Source organism: Actinophytocola sp., assembly GCF_036378875.1.
Taxonomy (GTDB): domain Bacteria; phylum Actinomycetota; class Actinomycetes; order Mycobacteriales; family Pseudonocardiaceae; genus Actinophytocola.
Genome location: NZ_DASUVO010000110.1, coordinates 43,211 through 60,421 on the forward strand (window position 1 = coordinate 43,211; position 17,211 = coordinate 60,421).

Below are 17,211 nucleotides of genomic sequence, written 5' to 3' on the forward strand. Positions count from 1 at the left end.
CGTGCGCGCGAGGAGACTGATGTGGGCCGTTCAGTGCTGGTGACCGGAGGCAACCGGGGAATCGGGCTGGCGATCGCCAGGGCGTTCGCCGCGCAGGGTGACAAGGTCGCGGTCACCTACCGGGGCAAGCCGGCGCCGGAGGACCTGTTCGGGGTGCGCTGCGACGTGACGGACGCCGAGCAGGTCGACGCGGCGTTCAAGGAGGTCGAGGAGAATCAGGGCGCGGTCGAGGTGCTGGTCTCCAACGCCGGCATCACCGACGACACGCTGCTCATGCGGATGACCGAGGAGCAGTTCACGAAGGTCCTCGACGCGAACCTCACCGGTGCCTTCCGGGTCGCGAAGCGTGCGACCCGCGCCATGCTCAAGGCCCGCTGGGGCCGGATGATCTTCATCTCGTCGGTGGTCGGCCTGGCCGGCGGCCCCGGCCAGGTGAACTACGCCGCCAGCAAGGCCGGTCTGGTCGGCGTGGCCCGCTCGATCACGCGTGAGCTGGGCGGCCGCAACATCACCGCGAACGTCGTCACGCCCGGTTTCATCGCCACCGACATGACCGACGCGCTGACCGAGGAGCGCAAGAAGTCGATCGTCGCGAGCGTGCCGGCCGGCCGTTACGGGCAGGTCGACGAGGTCGCGGGCGTGGTGACGTTCCTCGCGTCCGATGCCGCCGCCTACGTCAACGGCGCGGTGGTACCGGTCGATGGCGGGCTCGGGATGGGGCACTGACAGACTGGCGCCCACAGAGGAACCTGATCAGGAGGATGGCCAACGTGTCCGGTCTGCTCGAGGGAAAACGCCTGCTCATCACCGGTGTGATCACCGACGCGTCGATCGCGTTCCACGCGGCCAAGGTCGCGCAGGAGCAGGGCGCGACCGTGGTGCTCACCGGGTTCGGCCGGATGAGCCTCGTGGAGCGGATCGCCAAGCGGCTGCCGCAGCCGGCGCCGGTGATCGAGTTGGACGTGCAGAACGCCGAGCACCTGGACACGCTCGCGGACCGGGTGCGTGAGCACGTGGACGGGCTCGACGGCGTGCTGCACTCGATCGGTTTCGCCCCGCAGACCTGCCTCGGCGCGCCGTTCCTCGACGCGCCGCGCGAGGACGTCTCGGTCGCGGTCGAGGTGTCGGCGTACTCGTTCAAGTCGCTCGCCGTCGCGTGCCTGCCGTTGCTCGGCCGGGGCGCCTCGATCGTCGGCATGGACTTCGACGGGCGGGTCGCGTGGCCTGCCTACAACTGGATGGGTGTCGCGAAGGCCGCGCTGGAGTCGGTGAACCGGTACCTGGCGCGTGACCTCGGACCGCAGGGCATCCGGGTGAACCTGGTGTCGGCCGGGCCGGTGAAGACGATGGCCGCCAAGTCGATCCCGGGCTTCAACGAGCTGGAGGACGGCTGGGGCGACCGCGCACCGCTCGGCTGGGACGCCGAGGACGCCACGCCGGTCGCGAAGTCGATCTGCGCCGTGCTGTCCGACTGGCTGCCCGCGACCACCGGTTCGATGATCATGGTCGACGGCGGCGTGCACGCGACGGGGCAGTAGCCATGGACGCGCTCCTGTGGCTGTCGTTCGGCGGGCCGGAGAAGCCCGAGGACGTGCGGCCGTTCCTGGAGAACGTGACCCGCGGTCGGGGCGTGCCACCCGAGCGGCTCGACGAGGTCGAGCAGCACTACCTCGGGTTCGGCGGCGTGTCGCCGATCAACGCGCTGAACCGGGCCGCGATGTCGGCGGTCGAGGCCGTGCTGGCGGAGCAGGGCATCGAGCTGCCGGTGTATTTCGGCAACCGCAACTGGCACCCGATGGTCGAGGACACGCTCGCCGAGATGGCGAGGGACGGGGTTCGCTCGGCACTGGTGTTCCCGACCAGCGCGTACGGCGGGTACTCGGCGTGCCGGCAGTACGACGAGGACATCTCGCGGGCCCGCGAAGCCGTCGGTGACGGCGCGCCGGACCTGACCAAGCTGCGGCACTTCTTCGACCACCCGCTGTTCATCTCGGCGTTCGCGGACGCCGTGCGCGCGGCGGCGGAAGGGCTGGGGGAGTACCGGCTGGTGTTCACGGCGCACTCGGTGCCGGTGTCCGCCGACGCCGCGTCCGGCCCGCCCGCCGAGGGCGGCCACTGGTACTCGAGGCAGGTCGCGGAGGCCGCCCGGCTCGTGGCGGCCGATGTTGGTGTGGCCGACTATGACGTGGTCTGGCAGTCCCGGTCGGGGCCGCCGCAGGTGCCGTGGCTGGAGCCGGACATCCTCGACCACCTGGATGCCTTGCACGCCAAGGGAGTTCCGGCGGTCGTGCTGTGCCCGGTCGGGTTCGTGAGCGACCATCTCGAGGTCGTGTGGGACCTGGACACCGAGGCCGCGGAGAAGGCGGCCGAGCTGGGCATGGGCTTCGGCCGCGCGATCGCCCCGAGCGGCGACCCACGGTTCGCCGAGCTGGTGGTGGAGCTGGTGCGGGAGCACCTGGCGGACGCGCCGGCACGCAAGCTGTCGGACTTCCCGGTGGCGGGCTGCACATTGAACGGCGCGGCTTGTGCGGTCGGGTGTTGCGAACAACCTCACCTCAGCCGTAAGTAGGCCTCGCCTCGGGGAGACAGGCGGTAGCCGACTTCCAAGCTCAGTGTCAGGCCCAGGTTCTTGAGCTTACGAACGTCCACTTTGAACGGGAGCATCTCGCGGCCCAACTCCTCCGCGAGATCTCCCGCTCGGACCGCCGGTCTACGTTGGATGATCGCGAGTGTCTCCTGTGTCCACGGGCCGTGCGAGCTGGCCCGGTCGAGCCGCGCCAACCGGTTGGTGATCGCCTCGACGTCCGAAGTGGACAGCTCGGTCGACTCGACCAGCACCGCACGCGGATCCTCGTCGGTCGCCGGACGCAGGCGCACCAGGAAGATCGGATCCCCTGGTGTGCCACGGAGATCCGCGACGGCCTCGGCCACGGACCGGTACCCGGCGGCGAGCGCGTCGGCCCGCCGGATCCGGGACGGCGTGACCTCGGTGACCTCGTCGACCACGACCCGCCCGGCCGCGGTCCGGTACGTGTTGCCCGCGACGACCTGCCGGCGTTTCCACCGGCGGAACATCACCGTGACGGAGCCGTCCCGGATCCCGGCATGCAGTCGTTGCTCAATGAGCATCAGACACGTCGAGGGCCCGTACGGCCTCGGCGACCGCCGCGCAGCGGGCCGTGCGGACGGCGTGGAACAGCGGGCGTAGGGCCTCGGCGCGCTTGAGCGCGGCGGACGCGGACAACGCGCCACCCGGCTCGTCCTCCATGGCCAGCTCGAGGATCGCCGACACCTCGGCCGCCCGCTGTAGCACCCGCAACGCGCGCTGCGGCGTGCCGGCCGGCCACCGGGCCTTCGTGCGTTCCGCGACGCGGGCCTGCAGCTCCTCGCGGACGCCGGCGCGCTGCTTGGCGACGCCGAGTTCGAGAAGCATGCCGGCCGCGACACGCATGGCGCCGGTCAGCTCGTGCTCCGCCTCGCCGAGCGGCACGTTCGGGGTCGGCGAGGTCCGCTCGATCTCGAACACCGTCCAGCGGATGATGCCGGTGTCGACGTTGCCGCCGAGCCGCTCCGGCACGATGCCGAGCCCGTTCAGCACCACGGCCTCACCGGCACGCAGGGCCTCCGACGCGAACTGGCTCGCGCCGCCGAGGCCACGCACGTCGCCGGGCACCGGCATCACCAGTTCGGCGTTGACCGCGCCGGACCGGCGCAGCGCGGCGAGTAACACCGCGGGGGACCCGCCGGCCTCACCGCGAAGAGGGATTTCCAGGGTGGCCGCGAGCCGCTCGTCCGCGGCGACCACCTCGTGCAGCTCGGCCCAGTCCTGCAAGGCGTCGAGTACATCGTCGGCGGCGGCAGCGCCACTCAGCCAGGCTGAGCTCCACACCGCCAATGTCGCGCTGGGGGATGACACACGAGAAAGATTACGCGACGATGGTCGGCTTGCTTTCGGGTAGGTGATCTAGCGCCTCGAAGGCTCCCCGAGCTTGGCGCGCAACAGGTCGCGGAACCCGTCGAGGTCTTCCTGCTTCGTGAATGCGCGGGCGGGCACCGGGAACAGCGCGGTACCGCCCGTACGCAGCACGAAGTTGTGCTTGGTCTCGACCCAGCCGGCCAGGGTCGGCCAGCGTAGGTCGGTGTAGGCGGTGCCGTCGATCGTCATCATGCGGAACGACTGCTCGTCCACGGTCGCCGTCACCGTCGCCGCCGCCACGGGGTTGCGGCGGAACTGGACCCACACGGCCACCATCGGCATCGCCGCGATGATCATCGCGGCGACGAGTCCGAAGAAGCCCGGGGCCGGCTGGCCGGCGATCAGCAGCACGATCGCGAGCGCGCCGAGGCCGAGCGCGAACCACGGCGCCCAGCGGTAGGTCGGGTACACCGCACGCAGCGCGTCGTTCCAGTCCGACGGCGCCGGGTCCCACCTCAGTTCGAGGGCCATCGGGATGCCGTCCTTTCTGGTCTGCGCGGCGATGGGCGAGACTGTGCGCATGGCACAACCAGCCCGGGTACGGGTCGAAAGGCTACGGGAAGCGAGCTCAGCGACAACGCTGGAACTGTTCTTCGACCTGGTTTTCGTGTTCGCCCTCACCCAGATCACGGCACTGATGGCGGACGAGCCCACCGGACTGGGCCTGTTGCGGGGCACGCTGCTGATGGCCGTCGTCTGGTGGTGCTGGGTCGGGTACTCCTGGGTGTCCAATTTGGTGAAGGCCGACGAGGGCCTCGCCCGTGTCACCATCCTCTTCGCGATGGTGCCCATGTTCCTGTTGGCGCTCGCCATCCCCGAGTCGTTCACCGACCTCCCCGGCGGCCTGCACGGCCCGACCGTGTTCGCGTTCGGCTACCTCGTGCTGCGGTCCGCGCACCTCGTGCTGTTCTGGATCATCAGCCGCGACGACCCGGTGCTGCACCGCCAGGTTGGCCGGTTCGCACCCACGATGGTCGGCGGCACCGTGCTGCTCCTGTTCGCCGCGCACACGTCCGGCACCGCGCAGCTGCTGCTCTGGGGTGCCGCGGTCGTCGCCGACTACGGCGGCACGCTCGTCATCGGCGCCCGCGGCTGGCGGCTGAACTCCGCGCGCCACTTCGCCGAACGGCACGGGCTCATCGTGATCGTGGCGCTGGGCGAGTCGATCGTGGCCATCGGCGTGGGCGTCACCCACCTGGCGATCTCGTGGCCGATCGTCATCGCGGCGACCCTGGGGCTCGCGGTGTCGGCGAGCCTGTGGTGGACCTACTTCGACACCGCCGCCCTCCACGGCGAGCACGCGCTGGTGAGAGCCCAGGGCGACCAGCGGGTGGCCATGGCGCGGACCGGGTTCACCTACCTCCACATGCCGATGATGCTGGGCATCGTGTTGCTGGCACTGGGCCTCAAGAAGGTCCTCACCTATGTCGGCGACACCGAGCACCACACACTGTCCGACGCCCTGTACGGGGCGCCACTGTGGGCCATGTACGGCGGCGCGGCGATGTACCTCCTGGCACACGTGGGTTTCGCGTGGAGTTGCTACCGCGCGTTCAAGGTGTACCGCCTGGCGGTGGCCCTCGTGCTGCTCGCGCTGGTGCCGCTCGTCGCGAACCTGCCCGCCCTCGCGAGCCTCGGCGTGCTCTCGGCGCTGCTGATCGCGCTGAACGCCGTCGAGTCGATCAAACTGAGCCAGGCCCGCGACGAGATCCGGCACGGCGAGCACTAGCTCACGGCGTCGAGGAGCTGTTCGAGGGTGGCTCGTGTCGGCAGGTGCGTCAGCAGGTGCCGCACGCTGCGGTTCGCGTACCGCCGTTCCTCGTCGTCGTGGGCCGTCAGTGCGAGCTCGATCTGCCCGGCGGTGTGGTTGGCCAGGCTGGTGACGGCGCCGCGGAACATGTCCATGCCGAGCGCGGGTAGCGATCCGGCAGTCGCGTGGTAACCCTCGACGAGCGTGCGGGCCCCGGCCACGTTCACTCCGCGGCCGGGGTCGACGGTCCAGTGCACCAGCGCGTCGCCCAGTTCCCAGCTCGGTGGCTGACCGCCCGCGTGTTCCCACCCGAAGACGACGAGGCCTTGTCGCCCGCGTCGCACCTTCGCCGGACCGAGGCTGTTGTGCGACAGCACCGGTTTCTCGGCCGGGGCGCCGGTGCCGATGGTGCCGAGCGCCACCAGCGACGGGACCAGTTGGGCCAGGACGGGGGCCCAGTCGGCGCCTTCCGTCCCCGCCTTGGCCGCCAGTTCCGGCCAGCTCACCTCGGACAGGAGCAGGTCGTGCCACGGGCTGACGCGGTCCACCGGCAGCGCCAGCCCGTGAAGGTGGCGAGGATCCCGCCTACCTCACGGGTGACCGCCGAGCCGGCCGGTGCCGTGAGCGGAGGTCCGGAGTGCGCCCACTCGTACACCCGCCAGCTGTGCTCACCGACCGACTCCGTGACGGCGCCCGACCGGCTACGCACCGGGGCTGGGAGGAGCACACCGGCCGCGGCGGCGGCCTCCTGGAGCGCCACGTCGTCCTCGTCGCTGACGATGGGCCACCACGTGTCCATGGTGCGCACCGCCCAGCGGCCGCGATCGGTTTCGAGGGACCACTGGCGCCCGGCGTCGTCGGGCCTGGCCAACGACCGCATCGGGCCGGTCACCGCACCGAGGCTGTACACGTCGGCGACGGCCCGCGCGAGTGCCGGGTCGGTCACATCGGCTCCGCCGCGTTGCCGGTCGACCTCGGCCTTGAGGTCGGTCCACGTGCGGAACCCGTGCTGCCGCGCGAGCAGGTTCTGCGCGGTGGCCAGCGACGTGGTGGGGTCGGTGTCACGCAGGCCGGTCAGGAGGTCCTTGGCCTGCTGTCGCAGGTGGTCGAGATCGGGGTTGTCGGGCAGCGTTCGCATGGGCACCTCGCTCGTCACCCGGACTCGCACGGGTGCGGCAGAGCGTTCGGTGTCCCAGGGGTGGCTTCGAGCCTTCCGGCGAGTCACGGCGCGATCCCCAGCACGCTTGCGAGGGAGCCTAGCCCGCCGCGGCTACGCTGGCCACCGATGGACACCACTCCCGTACGCCGGCTGCCGCTCGCGCTGGGCATCGCGGTGGTCGTGGTCGTGCTCGACCAGGCCACCAAGTTCTGGGCCGAGCGCACGCTCACCGGTCGCGACCCCATCCCGGTGCTCGGCGACTTCCTCCAGTTCCGGCTGCTCTACAACCCAGGCGCGGCGTTCTCGATCGGCGAGGGCGCGACGTGGATCTTCGCGATCGCCGCCGCGGTCGCGGTGGGCTGGCTGCTGTGGCTCGTCGCACGGCCACAGGCCAAGGGGTGGTTGATCGGGCTCGCACTGCTGCTCGGTGGTGCGACGACCCACCTCGGTGACCGGTTGTTCCGGGCGCCCGGCTTCGCACGCGGCCATGTGGTCGACTTCATCGACTACAACGGCTGGTTCGTCGGGAACGTCGCGGACATCGCGTTGTTCCTCGGCGCGGTGTCGCTCGTGCTGCTCGGCATCCGCAAGCCAGAGGTCTCCCCGAGCACCTAGAGTCACTCCACGTCGACTCAGCCGGGAAACGTCCGTAACGTTGTAATCGTGACAGGCGCTGTACCTACCCCACCCGAGAACCTCCCGCGTACCGCGGGCGAGCTGCGTGCGGCCGAGCACCTCCCGCGCGGCGTGAAGACCGAGATACGCGACAACCTGCTGGCCGCGTTGCGCGAGGGGCGCGACCCGTGGCCGGGCATCGTCGGGTTCGACAAGACCGTGCTGCCGCAGCTGGAGCGGGCGCTGCTGGCCGGGCACGACGTGGTGCTGCTCGGTGAGCGCGGCCAGGGCAAGACCCGGCTGCTGCGCACGATGGTCGGCCTGCTCGACGAGTGGACCCCCGTGATCGAGGGGGCCGAGTTGGGCGAACACCCCCTCGACCCGATCACCCCCGAGTCGCGCCGGCGCGCGGCCGAGCTGGGCGACGACCTGCCGGTCGTGTGGCGGCACCGCTCCGAGCGGTACGCCGAGAAGCTCGCCACGCCGGACACGTCCGTCGGCGACCTCATCGGCGACGTCGACCCCGTCAAGGTCGCGCAGGGCCGCACGCTGGGCGACCCCGAGACCATCCACTTCGGACTCGTGCCGCGGGCCCACCGCGGGATCGTGGCCATCAACGAGCTGCCCGACCTGGCCGAGCGGATCCAGGTGGCGTTGCTGAACGTCATGGAGGAGCGGGACATCCAGGTCCGCGGCTACACGCTGCGCCTTCCACTCGACGTGTTGCTGGTCGCCACCTCCAACCCCGAGGACTACACCAACCGCGGCCGGATCATCACCCCGCTGAAGGACCGCTTCGGCGCCGAGGTCGTCACGCACTACCCGATGACGGTCGCGGCCGAGGTGGAGGTGATCCGGCAGGAGGCCCACCTCGTCGCGGAGGTCGGCGACGAGCTGCTGGAGATCCTGGCCCGGTTCGTGCGCAACCTGCGTGAGTCGTCAGCCATCGACCAGCGGTCCGGCGTGTCCGCGCGGTTCGCGGTGGCCGCGGCGGAAACGATCGCGGCGGCCGCCTTGCGTCGTTCCGCCATCGTCGGCGAGCACCCGGCGGTCGCCCGCCCGGTCGACCTCGACTCGGTGCCGAGCGTCCTGCGCGGCAAGCTGGAGTTCGAGTCCGGCGAGGAGGGCCGGGAGATCGAGCACCTGGTGCACCTGCTGCGCCGCGCGGTCGCCGAGACCGCGAAGGACCGGTTCGCCGGGCTGGACCTGCGACCGCTCGTGGACACGGTCGTCGACGGCCACCTGGTCGCCACCGGCGAGCGCGTGCCCGGCGCCGAGGTGCTGGAGGCACTGCCCGAACTCCCGATCCTGCACGAGGTCGCGTCCCGGCTGGACGTGTCCCCGACCGACAGCCCCGGCCGGATCGCCGCCGCGATCGAGCTGGCGCTGGAGTCGCTGTACCTGCGGCGCAAGCTGGCGAAGGACTCCGACGAGGGAACGACGGTGTACGGGCCGTGAAGTTTACCTACGGCAAGTACTACGACGGTCCCGATCCGCTCGCGCCGCCGGTCGACCTGCGGGACGCGCTGGACGCGATCGGCCGGGACGTCATGGACGGCCGTTCTCCCCGTTCCGCGCTGGAGGAGCTGCTCCGGCGCGGAACGCGGAACTCGGCCGGCTTGGACGAGCTGACCAGGAAGCTCTGGCAGAAGCGGTCGGAGATCCAGCGTCGGCACAACCTGGACGGCACGCTGCAGCAGGTGCGGCAGCTGTTGGAGGACGCACTGCGTCTGGAGAAGGCGGCGCTGTTCCCCGACCCGGACGACGACGCCCGCTTCCGCGAGGCGCAGCTGGACGCGCTGCCCTCCGGCACCGCCGCCGCGGTACGCGAACTGTCCGAGTACGACTGGCGTTCCGAAGAGGCGCGCGAGAAGTACCAGGAGATCCGCAACCTGCTCGGCCAGGAGCTGATGGAGTCCCGGTTCCAGGGCATGAAACAGACCCTGCAGAACATGACGCCGGAGGACACCGAGCGGATCCGCCGGATGATGGCGGATCTCAACGACCTCCTGCTGGCGCACCTGCGTGGCGACGACACCACCCAGCAGTTCCAGGACTTCATGCGCCAGCACGGCGAGTTCTTCCCGGAGAACCCGCGCAACACCGAGGAACTGATCGACGCGCTGGCCGCCCGTGCCGCCGCGGCACAGCGGATGATGAACTCGATGTCCGAACAGCAGCGGGCGGAGCTGTCCGAGCTGATGGCGTCCGCGTTCGGTGACCCCCGGCTGGCACAGCAGATCTCCACTTTGGACGCGAACCTGCGTGCGCTGCGGCCGGGGGAGGACTGGACCGGGTCGGCCCGGTTCCGCGGCAACCAGCCGCTGGGCATGGGTGAGGGCGCGCAGGCGATGGCGGACCTCGCGGAGCTGGACGCGTTGGCGGAGCAGCTCGCCCAGTCGTATCCGGGCGCCCGCCTGGAGGACATCGACCTGGAGGCGCTGGAACGCCAGCTGGGTGAGGAAAGCCGGGTCGACGCCAGGCGGCTCGCGGAGCTGGAGCAGCAGCTCCGCGCCCAGGGCCTGCTGGAACGCGCCCCGGACGGCTCGCTTCGGTTGTCCCCCAAGGCACTGCGCCGGCTCGGACAGACCGCGCTGAAGGACGTCCTGATGGCGGCCCGCAACGCCGGCCAGCGCGAGTCGGCGCTGTCGGGCGCGTCCGGCGAGCCGACCGGCTCGACCCGCCCGTGGGAGTTCGGTGACACGTCGCCGTGGGACACGTCAAGGACTGTGCGCAACGCGGTGTTGCGCTCGGGTCCCGGGCCGGTCTCCCTGGACGTGGTCGACGTCGAGGTCGTGGAGACCGAACAGCGGGTCCGGGCCGCGGTGGCACTGTGCGTGGACACGTCGTGGTCGATGGTGCAGGACGGTCGCTGGGTGCCGATGAAGCGCACGGCTCTGGCCCTGCACCAGCTGATCACGACCCGTTTCCGCGGTGACGCGCTCCAGCTGATCACGTTCGGCCGGCACGCCCAGACGGTCGAGTTGCCCGAACTGGTCGGCATGGAAGGTGTGTGGGAGCAGGGCACCAACCTGCATCACGCCCTGCTGCTGGCCGGCCGCCACCTGCGCAAACACTCGGACGCCGAGCCGGTCGTCCTGGTGGTCACCGACGGCGAACCGACCGCCCACCTCGAACAGGACGGCACGGCCGAGTTCTCCTGGCCCCCGGAACCCAGGACGCTGCGCAAGACGGTCGCGGAGGTCGACGCACTGGCCAAACTGGGTGCGTCGGTGAGCGTTTTCATGCTGGGCGACGACCCGTCACTGAAGAAGTTCGTCGACCTGGTCGCCCGCCGCAGCGGCGGGCGGGTGGTGGCTCCCGACCTGGACGGCCTGGGTGCCGCCGTGGTCAGCGACTACCTGCGCACCCGCCGGGGCCGTTAGCGCCGCCGCCGCCAGAGCGAGGGCCGCTGGTCGACGTTGACGGTCAGCTCGTTGGTGGCGTGGTCGCCGGTCGACATGACGACGCTGTCGCGGACGTAGACGTTGCGGCTGGGCGGTTCCGGTGCCGTGCGTGAGTGCCGGACCGTCCACACCAGACCGGTGAGCCCGACCAGGAAGCTGGCGACGCTGGCGACCTGGTCGGCCGCGCCGAGGTTGTGCGTGGCGAACCAGACGACACCGCCGAGGAGAAGCAGCGCCGAGAGGATCGACACGAGGAGACGCCCGCGTCGCTTCGGTTTCACAGGTCGCGCCAGCGGAACGCGCCGGGCCGACGGCGACGGCGCGGCGGCGGCGGAGGTTCCACGTCCGGGTCCGTCGGCGGCGGCGGAGGAGGAGGAGGCACCGGGCCGGCTGACGGTAGTTGCAGCGGACGACCGGTGGGTTCGGGGGACGGCATCGGCGACCCTGTCGGGTCCGGAAGCCAGTCCGGCCATTCCCCCGAAATGACGATCGGCCCCGCGTCGAACGTCGCCTTGACCGGGTCGACGCTCGAGGCCTGGACTGCGAAGCCGTACAGCTCACGCAGGTCGGCGAGGTCGGCGAGGAGCCCGCGGCGGCCGATCCCGGGCAGGTTGATCTCGAGCTTCTCGGTCAGCCTGTTGTCCTGCCCGATCAGCACGGCCGACGCCGCCTTGACGTGCGCGATGCCGAAGAAGGAACACAGCGTCGTGTCGTGGACCTGTGTGATGTCCGTGGCCTGGGCGAGCCTGGTCAGCTCGTCGACCTCGTCCACGGCGTCGAGCAGCAGCCGGCAGAACGCCGTCATCTCGTCGCCGGCCTCGGGCGCTCGCATCGCCTCGGCGAAGCGGGTGACGAGCCGCGCGTTCTCGGCGAGCAGCTCGGCGAGCGGGATGACGGTCTCCTCGACCACGTAGTTGGTGTGCACCTTCATCGTGGAGTCCGAGCCGGTCTGAACGCCGGAGCTGTGGCTGACGAAGACGTTGTGCCGCGCCGCGATCCGCCGTTTCTCCTGGGTGTCGCCGTCGAGCCGCGGCGTCGGCCGGGTTCCCAGCGCGTTCTGGAACGCGCGGATGGCCCCGCTGTCGGTGGGATCGTCCATCAGCCGGGCCAACGCCTCTCGACCCGCACCGGAAAGGCGCCGCAGCGGCTCGATGTTCACGGTCGCCCGGTGCACGTGGTAGTGATCGACCCCGATCAGCTTGCACCGGTCGCCGGCGACGACCGCGTTGGCGGACGTGACGTGCACGGTGTTCGCCGGCATGAACTTCCCCAGCCCGACGGCACGGACCCGCGCGTGCGGCGGCGACTTGACGATCATCATCGGCGCCAGGTGCCTGGGAAACTCCCGTACCTCTGGTTGAGCGAAAACCGGCGTCTGAGCGGCGACCGGGAGCGGAGCGGAAACCCGTTCGGCGGGCTGGGTGGAAACCTGTTCGGCGGGCCGGGTGGAAACCGTTTCGGCGGGTCGCGTCAGCCACCACGGAACGGGTCGTGCTGCCCGCTCGGCGCGGGCCGCGCGTTCCTCAGCGGCTTTCACGACACGCCGCACTTCTGGCGACAGTTCGGCGTCCTTCTGCCGTGGCTCCGCGGATTCGGACCGTTGGTGATATCTGAACACACCGCACCCCCCAGCAGGGCCGCTGCTGAAACCCCTTTCACTATAGGCCGCCGACCGGGTTCCTATGAGTTTCAGCCCGCGGCTGTGTCGGGCTGCAACACGCCGAACAGGTTGCCGTCGGTGTCCTTGCAGTAGGCGAGCCACCCGACCGTGGGCACCGCCTGCTTCTCCAGGGCGATGGTGCCGCCGTTGCGGAGGATGTTCTCGAGCGTCGCGTCGAGGTCGTCGACGCCGATGGTGTTCACGAACGAGCTGACCGGTGCGTCGGGAGCTGGCCGTGGACCGCTGCGGGGCGTCAGACCTCCGTCGATGCCCGGGCCGTCACCAGTGGTGATCACCCAGTAGGGGATCTCACCCCACCGGTCGAACTTCCAGCCGAAGACCTTCTCGTAGAACGCCTTGACCAGCTCGGGATCGGTGGCGTGGATCTCGAAGTGCACGGGGCGGGCCATGACCGCCTCCTCAATGGACGCAGCGGGTGGTGCGCGTCCAGTCGTACCTCAGCTCATGGCCCGCCGCATCCTCACGACGTGATGTCCTTGGTCCGGAACCGGCGGGCCGCCAACAACCCGAAGATCGCCCCGTAACACACCGCCGAGAAGGCGCCCGCCGCCATGTTCGACCAGTCGATGTCCGTCGAGATCAGGTCCGCCCAGGCGAACGCGTAGTGCGTCGGCAGGTAGTTCCGCAGCCCTTCCAGCGCCGTGATCTGGTCCAGGATGGACGACAGGATCGCGATGAGCACGGTCCCGCCGACCGCGCCGAGCGGTGCGTCCGTCGACACGGTCAGGAACAGCGCCACCCCCGCGACCCACAGCAGGTGGATCGCCAGGTAGATCACGGTGAACAGCAGGGCCAGCATCGCGTCGCCGAACGAGATGGCGTCGCCGGTCGGGCTGAGTGCCTCGCCCGCGCCGTAGAAGATCACGCCGACGCCCAGCGACATCGCCGGCAGCAGCGTGATCGCGAACAGCGACAACAACCCGGACGCGACGGCCTTCTGACGCATCAGCCGGTGCCGCGGGATCGGCATGGCCAGCAGGTACTTCAGGCTCGACCACGACGCCTCGCTGGCGATCGTGTCGCCGAAGAACAGCGCCACGACCATCGGCAGCAGGAAGCTCGACACCGCGAACAGCACGAACACCACGAAGTTCGGCGCCGAGGTGGTCGCGAGGTCCACGAACCCGCCCGACCGGTTGCCGTCACCGTCGGTGCCGAACTCGAACGCGGCCCACAGGATCCATGGCAGCAGCACCAGGAACCCGAGCATGAGCTGCACCCGGCGGCGCCGCAGCTGGCGAACCAGCTCGACCCGCAGCCGCAGCGTCCGCCCGGCCTTGTAACCGGTGACCGATCCGTCCGCCTGGACGCCCTGCTCCTCGTGCGCGGCGGCCTCGGCCAACTGGTCGATGGCCGCTTCATCGGTATGAACATCGGTCATGATCCTGTTCCGCCTCCCCGGGATTCAATGTGCTGGTTACGTTGGCGGACGGAGGGTTCTGTTTGGCCACGTACCTGTGGCTGGCTTGCGTCACGTTCCCCTGAGGTGCGGCTGCGAAGCACTCGGCCTGAGTCGATCTCGAGATTGACACAAGGGGTCTCAACTCTCCCCCACCAAGGCAAGGAATGCGTCTTCGAGCCGGCGCCGGGGCCCGGCCTGTTCCACGGCGACACCGGCTCCGACGAGCTTCGCCAGTGCCTCGGCGCGGGGGAGGCCGTCCAGGTCCGCGTGTACCTGGTTGCCCTCGATCTCCACGCCCTCGACGCCGTTCACCGAACGCAGCACGGTCGCCGCCTCCTCCGGGCGGTCCACCCGGAACGTGGCCTCGCCGCCACCGCCGACGATCTCCTCGACCAGGCCAGCCGCGACCAGCTTGCCGTGGTGCATGACCACCACGTGGTCACACGTCTGCTCCACCTCGGCCAGCAGGTGCGAGGACACCACCACGGTCCGCCCGGTCGCCGCGTACCGCCGCAGCACCGCACGCATCTGGTGGATCTGGGGCGGGTCGAGCCCGTTGGTCGGTTCGTCGAGTACCAGCAGGTCCGGCAGGCCGAGCATCGCCTGGGCGATCGCGAGCCGCTGCCGCATGCCCTGGCTGTACGTCCGCACCCGCCGGTGCACCGCGTTGCCGAGGCCCGCGATCTCCAGCGCCTCCGCCACGTGCGCCTTCGACGGCGGCCGGCCGGTAGCCGCCCAGTACAGCTCCAGGTTCGCCTGCCCGGACAGGTGCGGCAGGAAGCCCGCACCCTCTACGAACGAGCCGATCCGGGACAGCACCGGCGCACCTGAGTACACCTTGTGCCCGAACACCCTGATCGTGCCGCCGGTCGGCTGGATCAGGCCCATCAGCATCCGCAGCGAGGTGGTCTTGCCGGCGCCGTTCGGGCCGAGCAGCCCCAGCACCTGACCCGCCTCCACCCGGAACGACAGGTCGTCGACCGCGGTCACGCCACCCGGGTACTTCTTCGACAGCCCTTCGATCACCAGCGGCACGTCGGTCAGCGACTGGTCGAGGTCGGTGGCCCGCCGCCGGCGGAGCGCGCCCCACCCGGTCGCGAGCACCACGATGCCGAGCACGACCGCGATGCCGAGCAGCGGTCCGGCGGGGACGCCGCCACCCGACCGGGTGCCGGACACGACTGGCGCCTCGACCACCGCGTCCTCCGCGAGCGACACCCGGTACGCCGCGGCCTGGGCCGGCGTGGCGTACGCCTGGTCGGTGGTGCTGACCACCAGCTCGATCCGGTGGTCGGTCTCGACCGGCCGGACGATGCCCGGCAGCGTCACCATCACGTCGACCGGGCTGCCGTCCGCGGGCAGTGCCGGGATCCGGAACGGCGACACCGCCGAACCTGGCAGCAGCCGCGTGCCGTCGCCCGAGACGTCGTACAGCTTCGCGAACAGGACCGCGCCCTCCTGCGCGGGTGGCGCGGCGTTCGGCACCGCGGCGATCCGCAGCCGGACGGTGCTCGCGCCGGCGATCAGCAGCTGGTTGGTCAGCGGGCGGCTGGAGAACCGCGCCGCCTGGCCGGGCAGGTCGATCGACACCCGGTTGGCCAGCCGCGACGACGAACCGATGATCGCGCCGAGGCCGGGCATGTTGCTGATCGAGGCCGGGTTGCCGCCGGGCGGGTTGATGATCGTCTGCTCCGGTCCGTAGACCCGCACCTGCCGGCGGTCGGCCGCGTCGTCACCGGCGAGGCCGGGGTAGACGTCCGAGCTCACCGTCCGCACCGACGGCGCGCCCTGCACCCGCAGCGCGCCCTGCACGTCGTAGGTCAGTCCCTGGCCGGGGTCGCTGCCGCGGCCACGCAGGTGGAAGTCGAACCAGTCGGCGATCTGCGCACGCAGTCCCGGACCTGGCCGGCCGCCGTCGTGGCCGCCGGTGTACCAGACGACCTTGACCTCGCCGCCCGCCTCGGCGATCTGCCGGGCGTTCGCGTCGGCCTGGTCGAGGCCGAACAGCGTGTCCTGCTCACCCTGCACCAGCATCGTCGGCTGCGTGATGTTTTCCGTGACCGCGACCGGGGACACCGACTTCAGCAGGTCGATCGTCTGCTGGCTGGCCCGCCCGGTGGTCGCCACCTCGGCGTAGGCGAGGCAGAACTCCTCGCGGAACTTGCCGCACGGGCTGCCCGTGTTGATGGGCTGCCCGGCGCCCTCGCCATCCTGCGCGCCCTGCGCCGGCGTCTCGTCGGCTGGCGCGGCGCCGCCGCCTGACGGCACGTCGATGTCGTCGTCCTCGTCACCGGCCTCGACGGCGTCCGCGGTCGGGTCGGAGAGCCCGGCGCCACCAGCCCCGGAGGCGAAGAAGATGCCAGCCCACGACCGCTTGAACACGCCGTCGGCCGCGAACGCGTTGGCCGCCGGGGTGCTCGGCTCGGTGTCGTCGGTGGTCGCCGAGTTCGGCAGCAGCGCCTGGCTCAGGTCGTTGTAGGTGATCACCGGTGCGAGCGCGTCGACCCGCTTGTCCGTGCCGGCCAGCAGCAGCGACAGCGAGCCGCCGTAGGAACCGCCGGTCACGCCGACCTTCGGGTCGTCGGCGCCGTCCTTGGTGACCTCGGGCTGCTCGCCGAGCCAGTCGACGATCGCCGACGCGTCCGCGACCTCGTAGGGGATCGAGTTCAGTCCGATCTGCCCCTCGCTGCGCCCGAAACCGCGCGCGGAGTAGGCGACTGCCACGAACCCGCGCTGGGCGAGCTCCCGCGCGTCGCCGTCCACGCTCCGCTTGGACCCGCCGAACCCGTGCGCGACGATGACCGCCGGCGCCGGGGTCTGTTCCGGCAGGTAGAGGGTGGCGTCGAGCTTGACGGGAGCCTCGTCGTCCGGGCCCTGGGCGCCGGTCAGCGTCAGCTCGCGAGTCGAGACCTCGGCCGGGTCGTCGCCGCTGTTCAGCCAGACGATCCCGCCAGCCGCGGCGAGCACGACGACCAGCGCTGTCGCCACGGTGCGTGGTCTAGGACGTGGAATTCTGGGCACTCTGAGAAGGTATTGGACGTTTCCTGAGAGTCACTGAGAAGGTCTTGTCCGCTTCGTCACGTTTGTCTGATGTGACGAAGGACAACACGCGGTCGACTGGTGCTCTCAGGCTTCAACCAGGACAATAGTCCCTGGTGGAGGGGAGTATTCCTTCGCGGCGGCGTCGTCAACACGGACTCGGGTAGCGAGACCCGGCGCCC

At 70.6% G+C, this 17,211-nt stretch carries 17 protein-coding genes; 7 read left to right on the forward strand and 10 right to left on the reverse strand.

What is annotated here, in order from left to right; genetic code table 11:
- Positions 1-21 precede the first annotated feature (21 nt).
- The 3 genes from fabG to VF106_RS32950 are packed head-to-tail and all read left to right on the forward strand — an operon-like array spanning position 22 to position 2,569.
- A complete protein-coding gene (gene fabG, locus VF106_RS32940) occupies positions 22-726 on the forward strand; it encodes a 3-oxoacyl-ACP reductase FabG (protein ID WP_330843813.1) in 705 nt (234 codons plus the stop codon).
- Between the two features lie 44 nt (positions 727-770).
- The gene (gene fabI / locus VF106_RS32945; protein WP_330843814.1) at positions 771-1,538 is read left to right on the forward strand and encodes an enoyl-ACP reductase FabI; all 768 of its coding nucleotides are present in this window, start codon (positions 771-773) and stop codon (positions 1,536-1,538) included.
- A 2-nt stretch (positions 1,539-1,540) separates the two neighbouring features.
- Positions 1,541-2,569 (forward strand): ferrochelatase, encoded by a 1,029-nt coding sequence (locus tag VF106_RS32950; protein ID WP_330843815.1) that lies wholly within the window; start codon positions 1,541-1,543, stop codon positions 2,567-2,569.
- On the opposite strand, the gene VF106_RS32955 is transcribed toward VF106_RS32950, so the two are convergent.
- The 3 genes from VF106_RS32955 to VF106_RS32965 are packed head-to-tail and all read right to left on the reverse strand — an operon-like array spanning position 2,551 to position 4,498.
- Positions 2,551-3,129 carry a hypothetical protein gene (locus VF106_RS32955; RefSeq protein ID WP_330843816.1) on the reverse strand — a complete coding sequence of 193 codons (579 nt, stop codon included), beginning with the start codon at positions 3,127-3,129 and terminating at the stop codon, positions 2,551-2,553. The two genes, VF106_RS32950 and VF106_RS32955, sit on opposite strands and share 19 nt — an antisense overlap.
- Positions 3,119-3,916 carry an Rv1486c family protein gene (locus VF106_RS32960; protein ID WP_330843817.1) on the reverse strand — a complete coding sequence of 266 codons (798 nt, stop codon included), beginning with the start codon at positions 3,914-3,916 and terminating at the stop codon, positions 3,119-3,121. Before VF106_RS32960 ends, VF106_RS32955 begins: the two co-directional genes overlap by 11 nt.
- Positions 3,917-3,964: 48 nt before the next feature.
- On the reverse strand, positions 3,965-4,498 hold the full coding sequence (locus tag VF106_RS32965) for a YcxB family protein (RefSeq protein ID WP_330843818.1): 534 nt from the start codon (positions 4,496-4,498) through the stop codon (positions 3,965-3,967).
- Between VF106_RS32965 and VF106_RS32970 the strand changes: the two genes are divergently transcribed.
- A complete protein-coding gene (locus VF106_RS32970) occupies positions 4,497-5,705 on the forward strand; it encodes a low temperature requirement protein A (RefSeq protein WP_330843819.1) in 1,209 nt (402 codons plus the stop codon). The two genes, VF106_RS32965 and VF106_RS32970, sit on opposite strands and share 2 nt — an antisense overlap.
- Here VF106_RS32970 and VF106_RS32975 read toward each other — a convergent pair.
- Entirely contained in the window at positions 5,702-6,274 is a 573-nt protein-coding gene (locus VF106_RS32975) for a hypothetical protein (protein WP_330843820.1), read from the reverse strand. The genes VF106_RS32970 and VF106_RS32975 overlap by 4 nt on opposite strands.
- Positions 6,229-6,864, reverse strand: coding sequence for a glyoxalase superfamily protein (locus tag VF106_RS32980; RefSeq protein WP_330843821.1), 636 nt, complete (start codon positions 6,862-6,864; stop codon positions 6,229-6,231). Before VF106_RS32980 ends, VF106_RS32975 begins: the two co-directional genes overlap by 46 nt.
- Positions 6,865-7,011: 147 nt before the next feature.
- Between VF106_RS32980 and VF106_RS32985 the strand changes: the two genes are divergently transcribed.
- The 3 genes from VF106_RS32985 to VF106_RS32995 are packed head-to-tail and all read left to right on the forward strand — an operon-like array spanning position 7,012 to position 10,886.
- Positions 7,012-7,500 (forward strand): signal peptidase II, encoded by a 489-nt coding sequence (locus VF106_RS32985; protein WP_330843822.1) that lies wholly within the window; start codon positions 7,012-7,014, stop codon positions 7,498-7,500.
- Positions 7,501-7,548: 48 nt separating this feature from the next.
- A complete protein-coding gene (locus VF106_RS32990; protein ID WP_330843823.1) occupies positions 7,549-8,958 on the forward strand; it encodes a sigma 54-interacting transcriptional regulator in 1,410 nt (469 codons plus the stop codon).
- Complete coding sequence (locus VF106_RS32995; protein ID WP_330843824.1) at positions 8,955-10,886, forward strand: vWA domain-containing protein; 1,932 nt, start codon at positions 8,955-8,957, stop codon at positions 10,884-10,886. The genes VF106_RS32990 and VF106_RS32995 overlap by 4 nt, the downstream gene beginning before the upstream one ends.
- Here the strand turns inward: VF106_RS32995 and VF106_RS33000 are convergent.
- The 5 genes from VF106_RS33000 to VF106_RS33020 form a co-directional block, all read right to left on the reverse strand.
- Positions 10,883-11,158 carry a hypothetical protein gene (locus VF106_RS33000; RefSeq protein ID WP_330843825.1) on the reverse strand — a complete coding sequence of 92 codons (276 nt, stop codon included), beginning with the start codon at positions 11,156-11,158 and terminating at the stop codon, positions 10,883-10,885. The genes VF106_RS32995 and VF106_RS33000 overlap by 4 nt on opposite strands.
- 26 nt (positions 11,159-11,184) lie before the next feature.
- Positions 11,185-12,228, reverse strand: a complete 1,044-nt coding sequence (locus VF106_RS33005) for a hypothetical protein (protein ID WP_330843826.1) — start codon at positions 12,226-12,228, stop codon at positions 11,185-11,187.
- Between the two features lie 368 nt (positions 12,229-12,596).
- Entirely contained in the window at positions 12,597-12,977 is a 381-nt protein-coding gene (locus VF106_RS33010) for a VOC family protein (protein ID WP_330843827.1), read from the reverse strand.
- 71 nt (positions 12,978-13,048) lie between these two features.
- Positions 13,049-13,969, reverse strand: coding sequence for an ABC transporter permease (locus VF106_RS33015; RefSeq protein WP_330843828.1), 921 nt, complete (start codon positions 13,967-13,969; stop codon positions 13,049-13,051).
- Positions 13,970-14,128: 159 nt separating this feature from the next.
- On the reverse strand, positions 14,129-16,978 hold the full coding sequence (locus VF106_RS33020) for an alpha/beta fold hydrolase (RefSeq protein ID WP_330843829.1): 2,850 nt from the start codon (positions 16,976-16,978) through the stop codon (positions 14,129-14,131).
- Positions 16,979-17,211 lie beyond the last annotated feature (233 nt).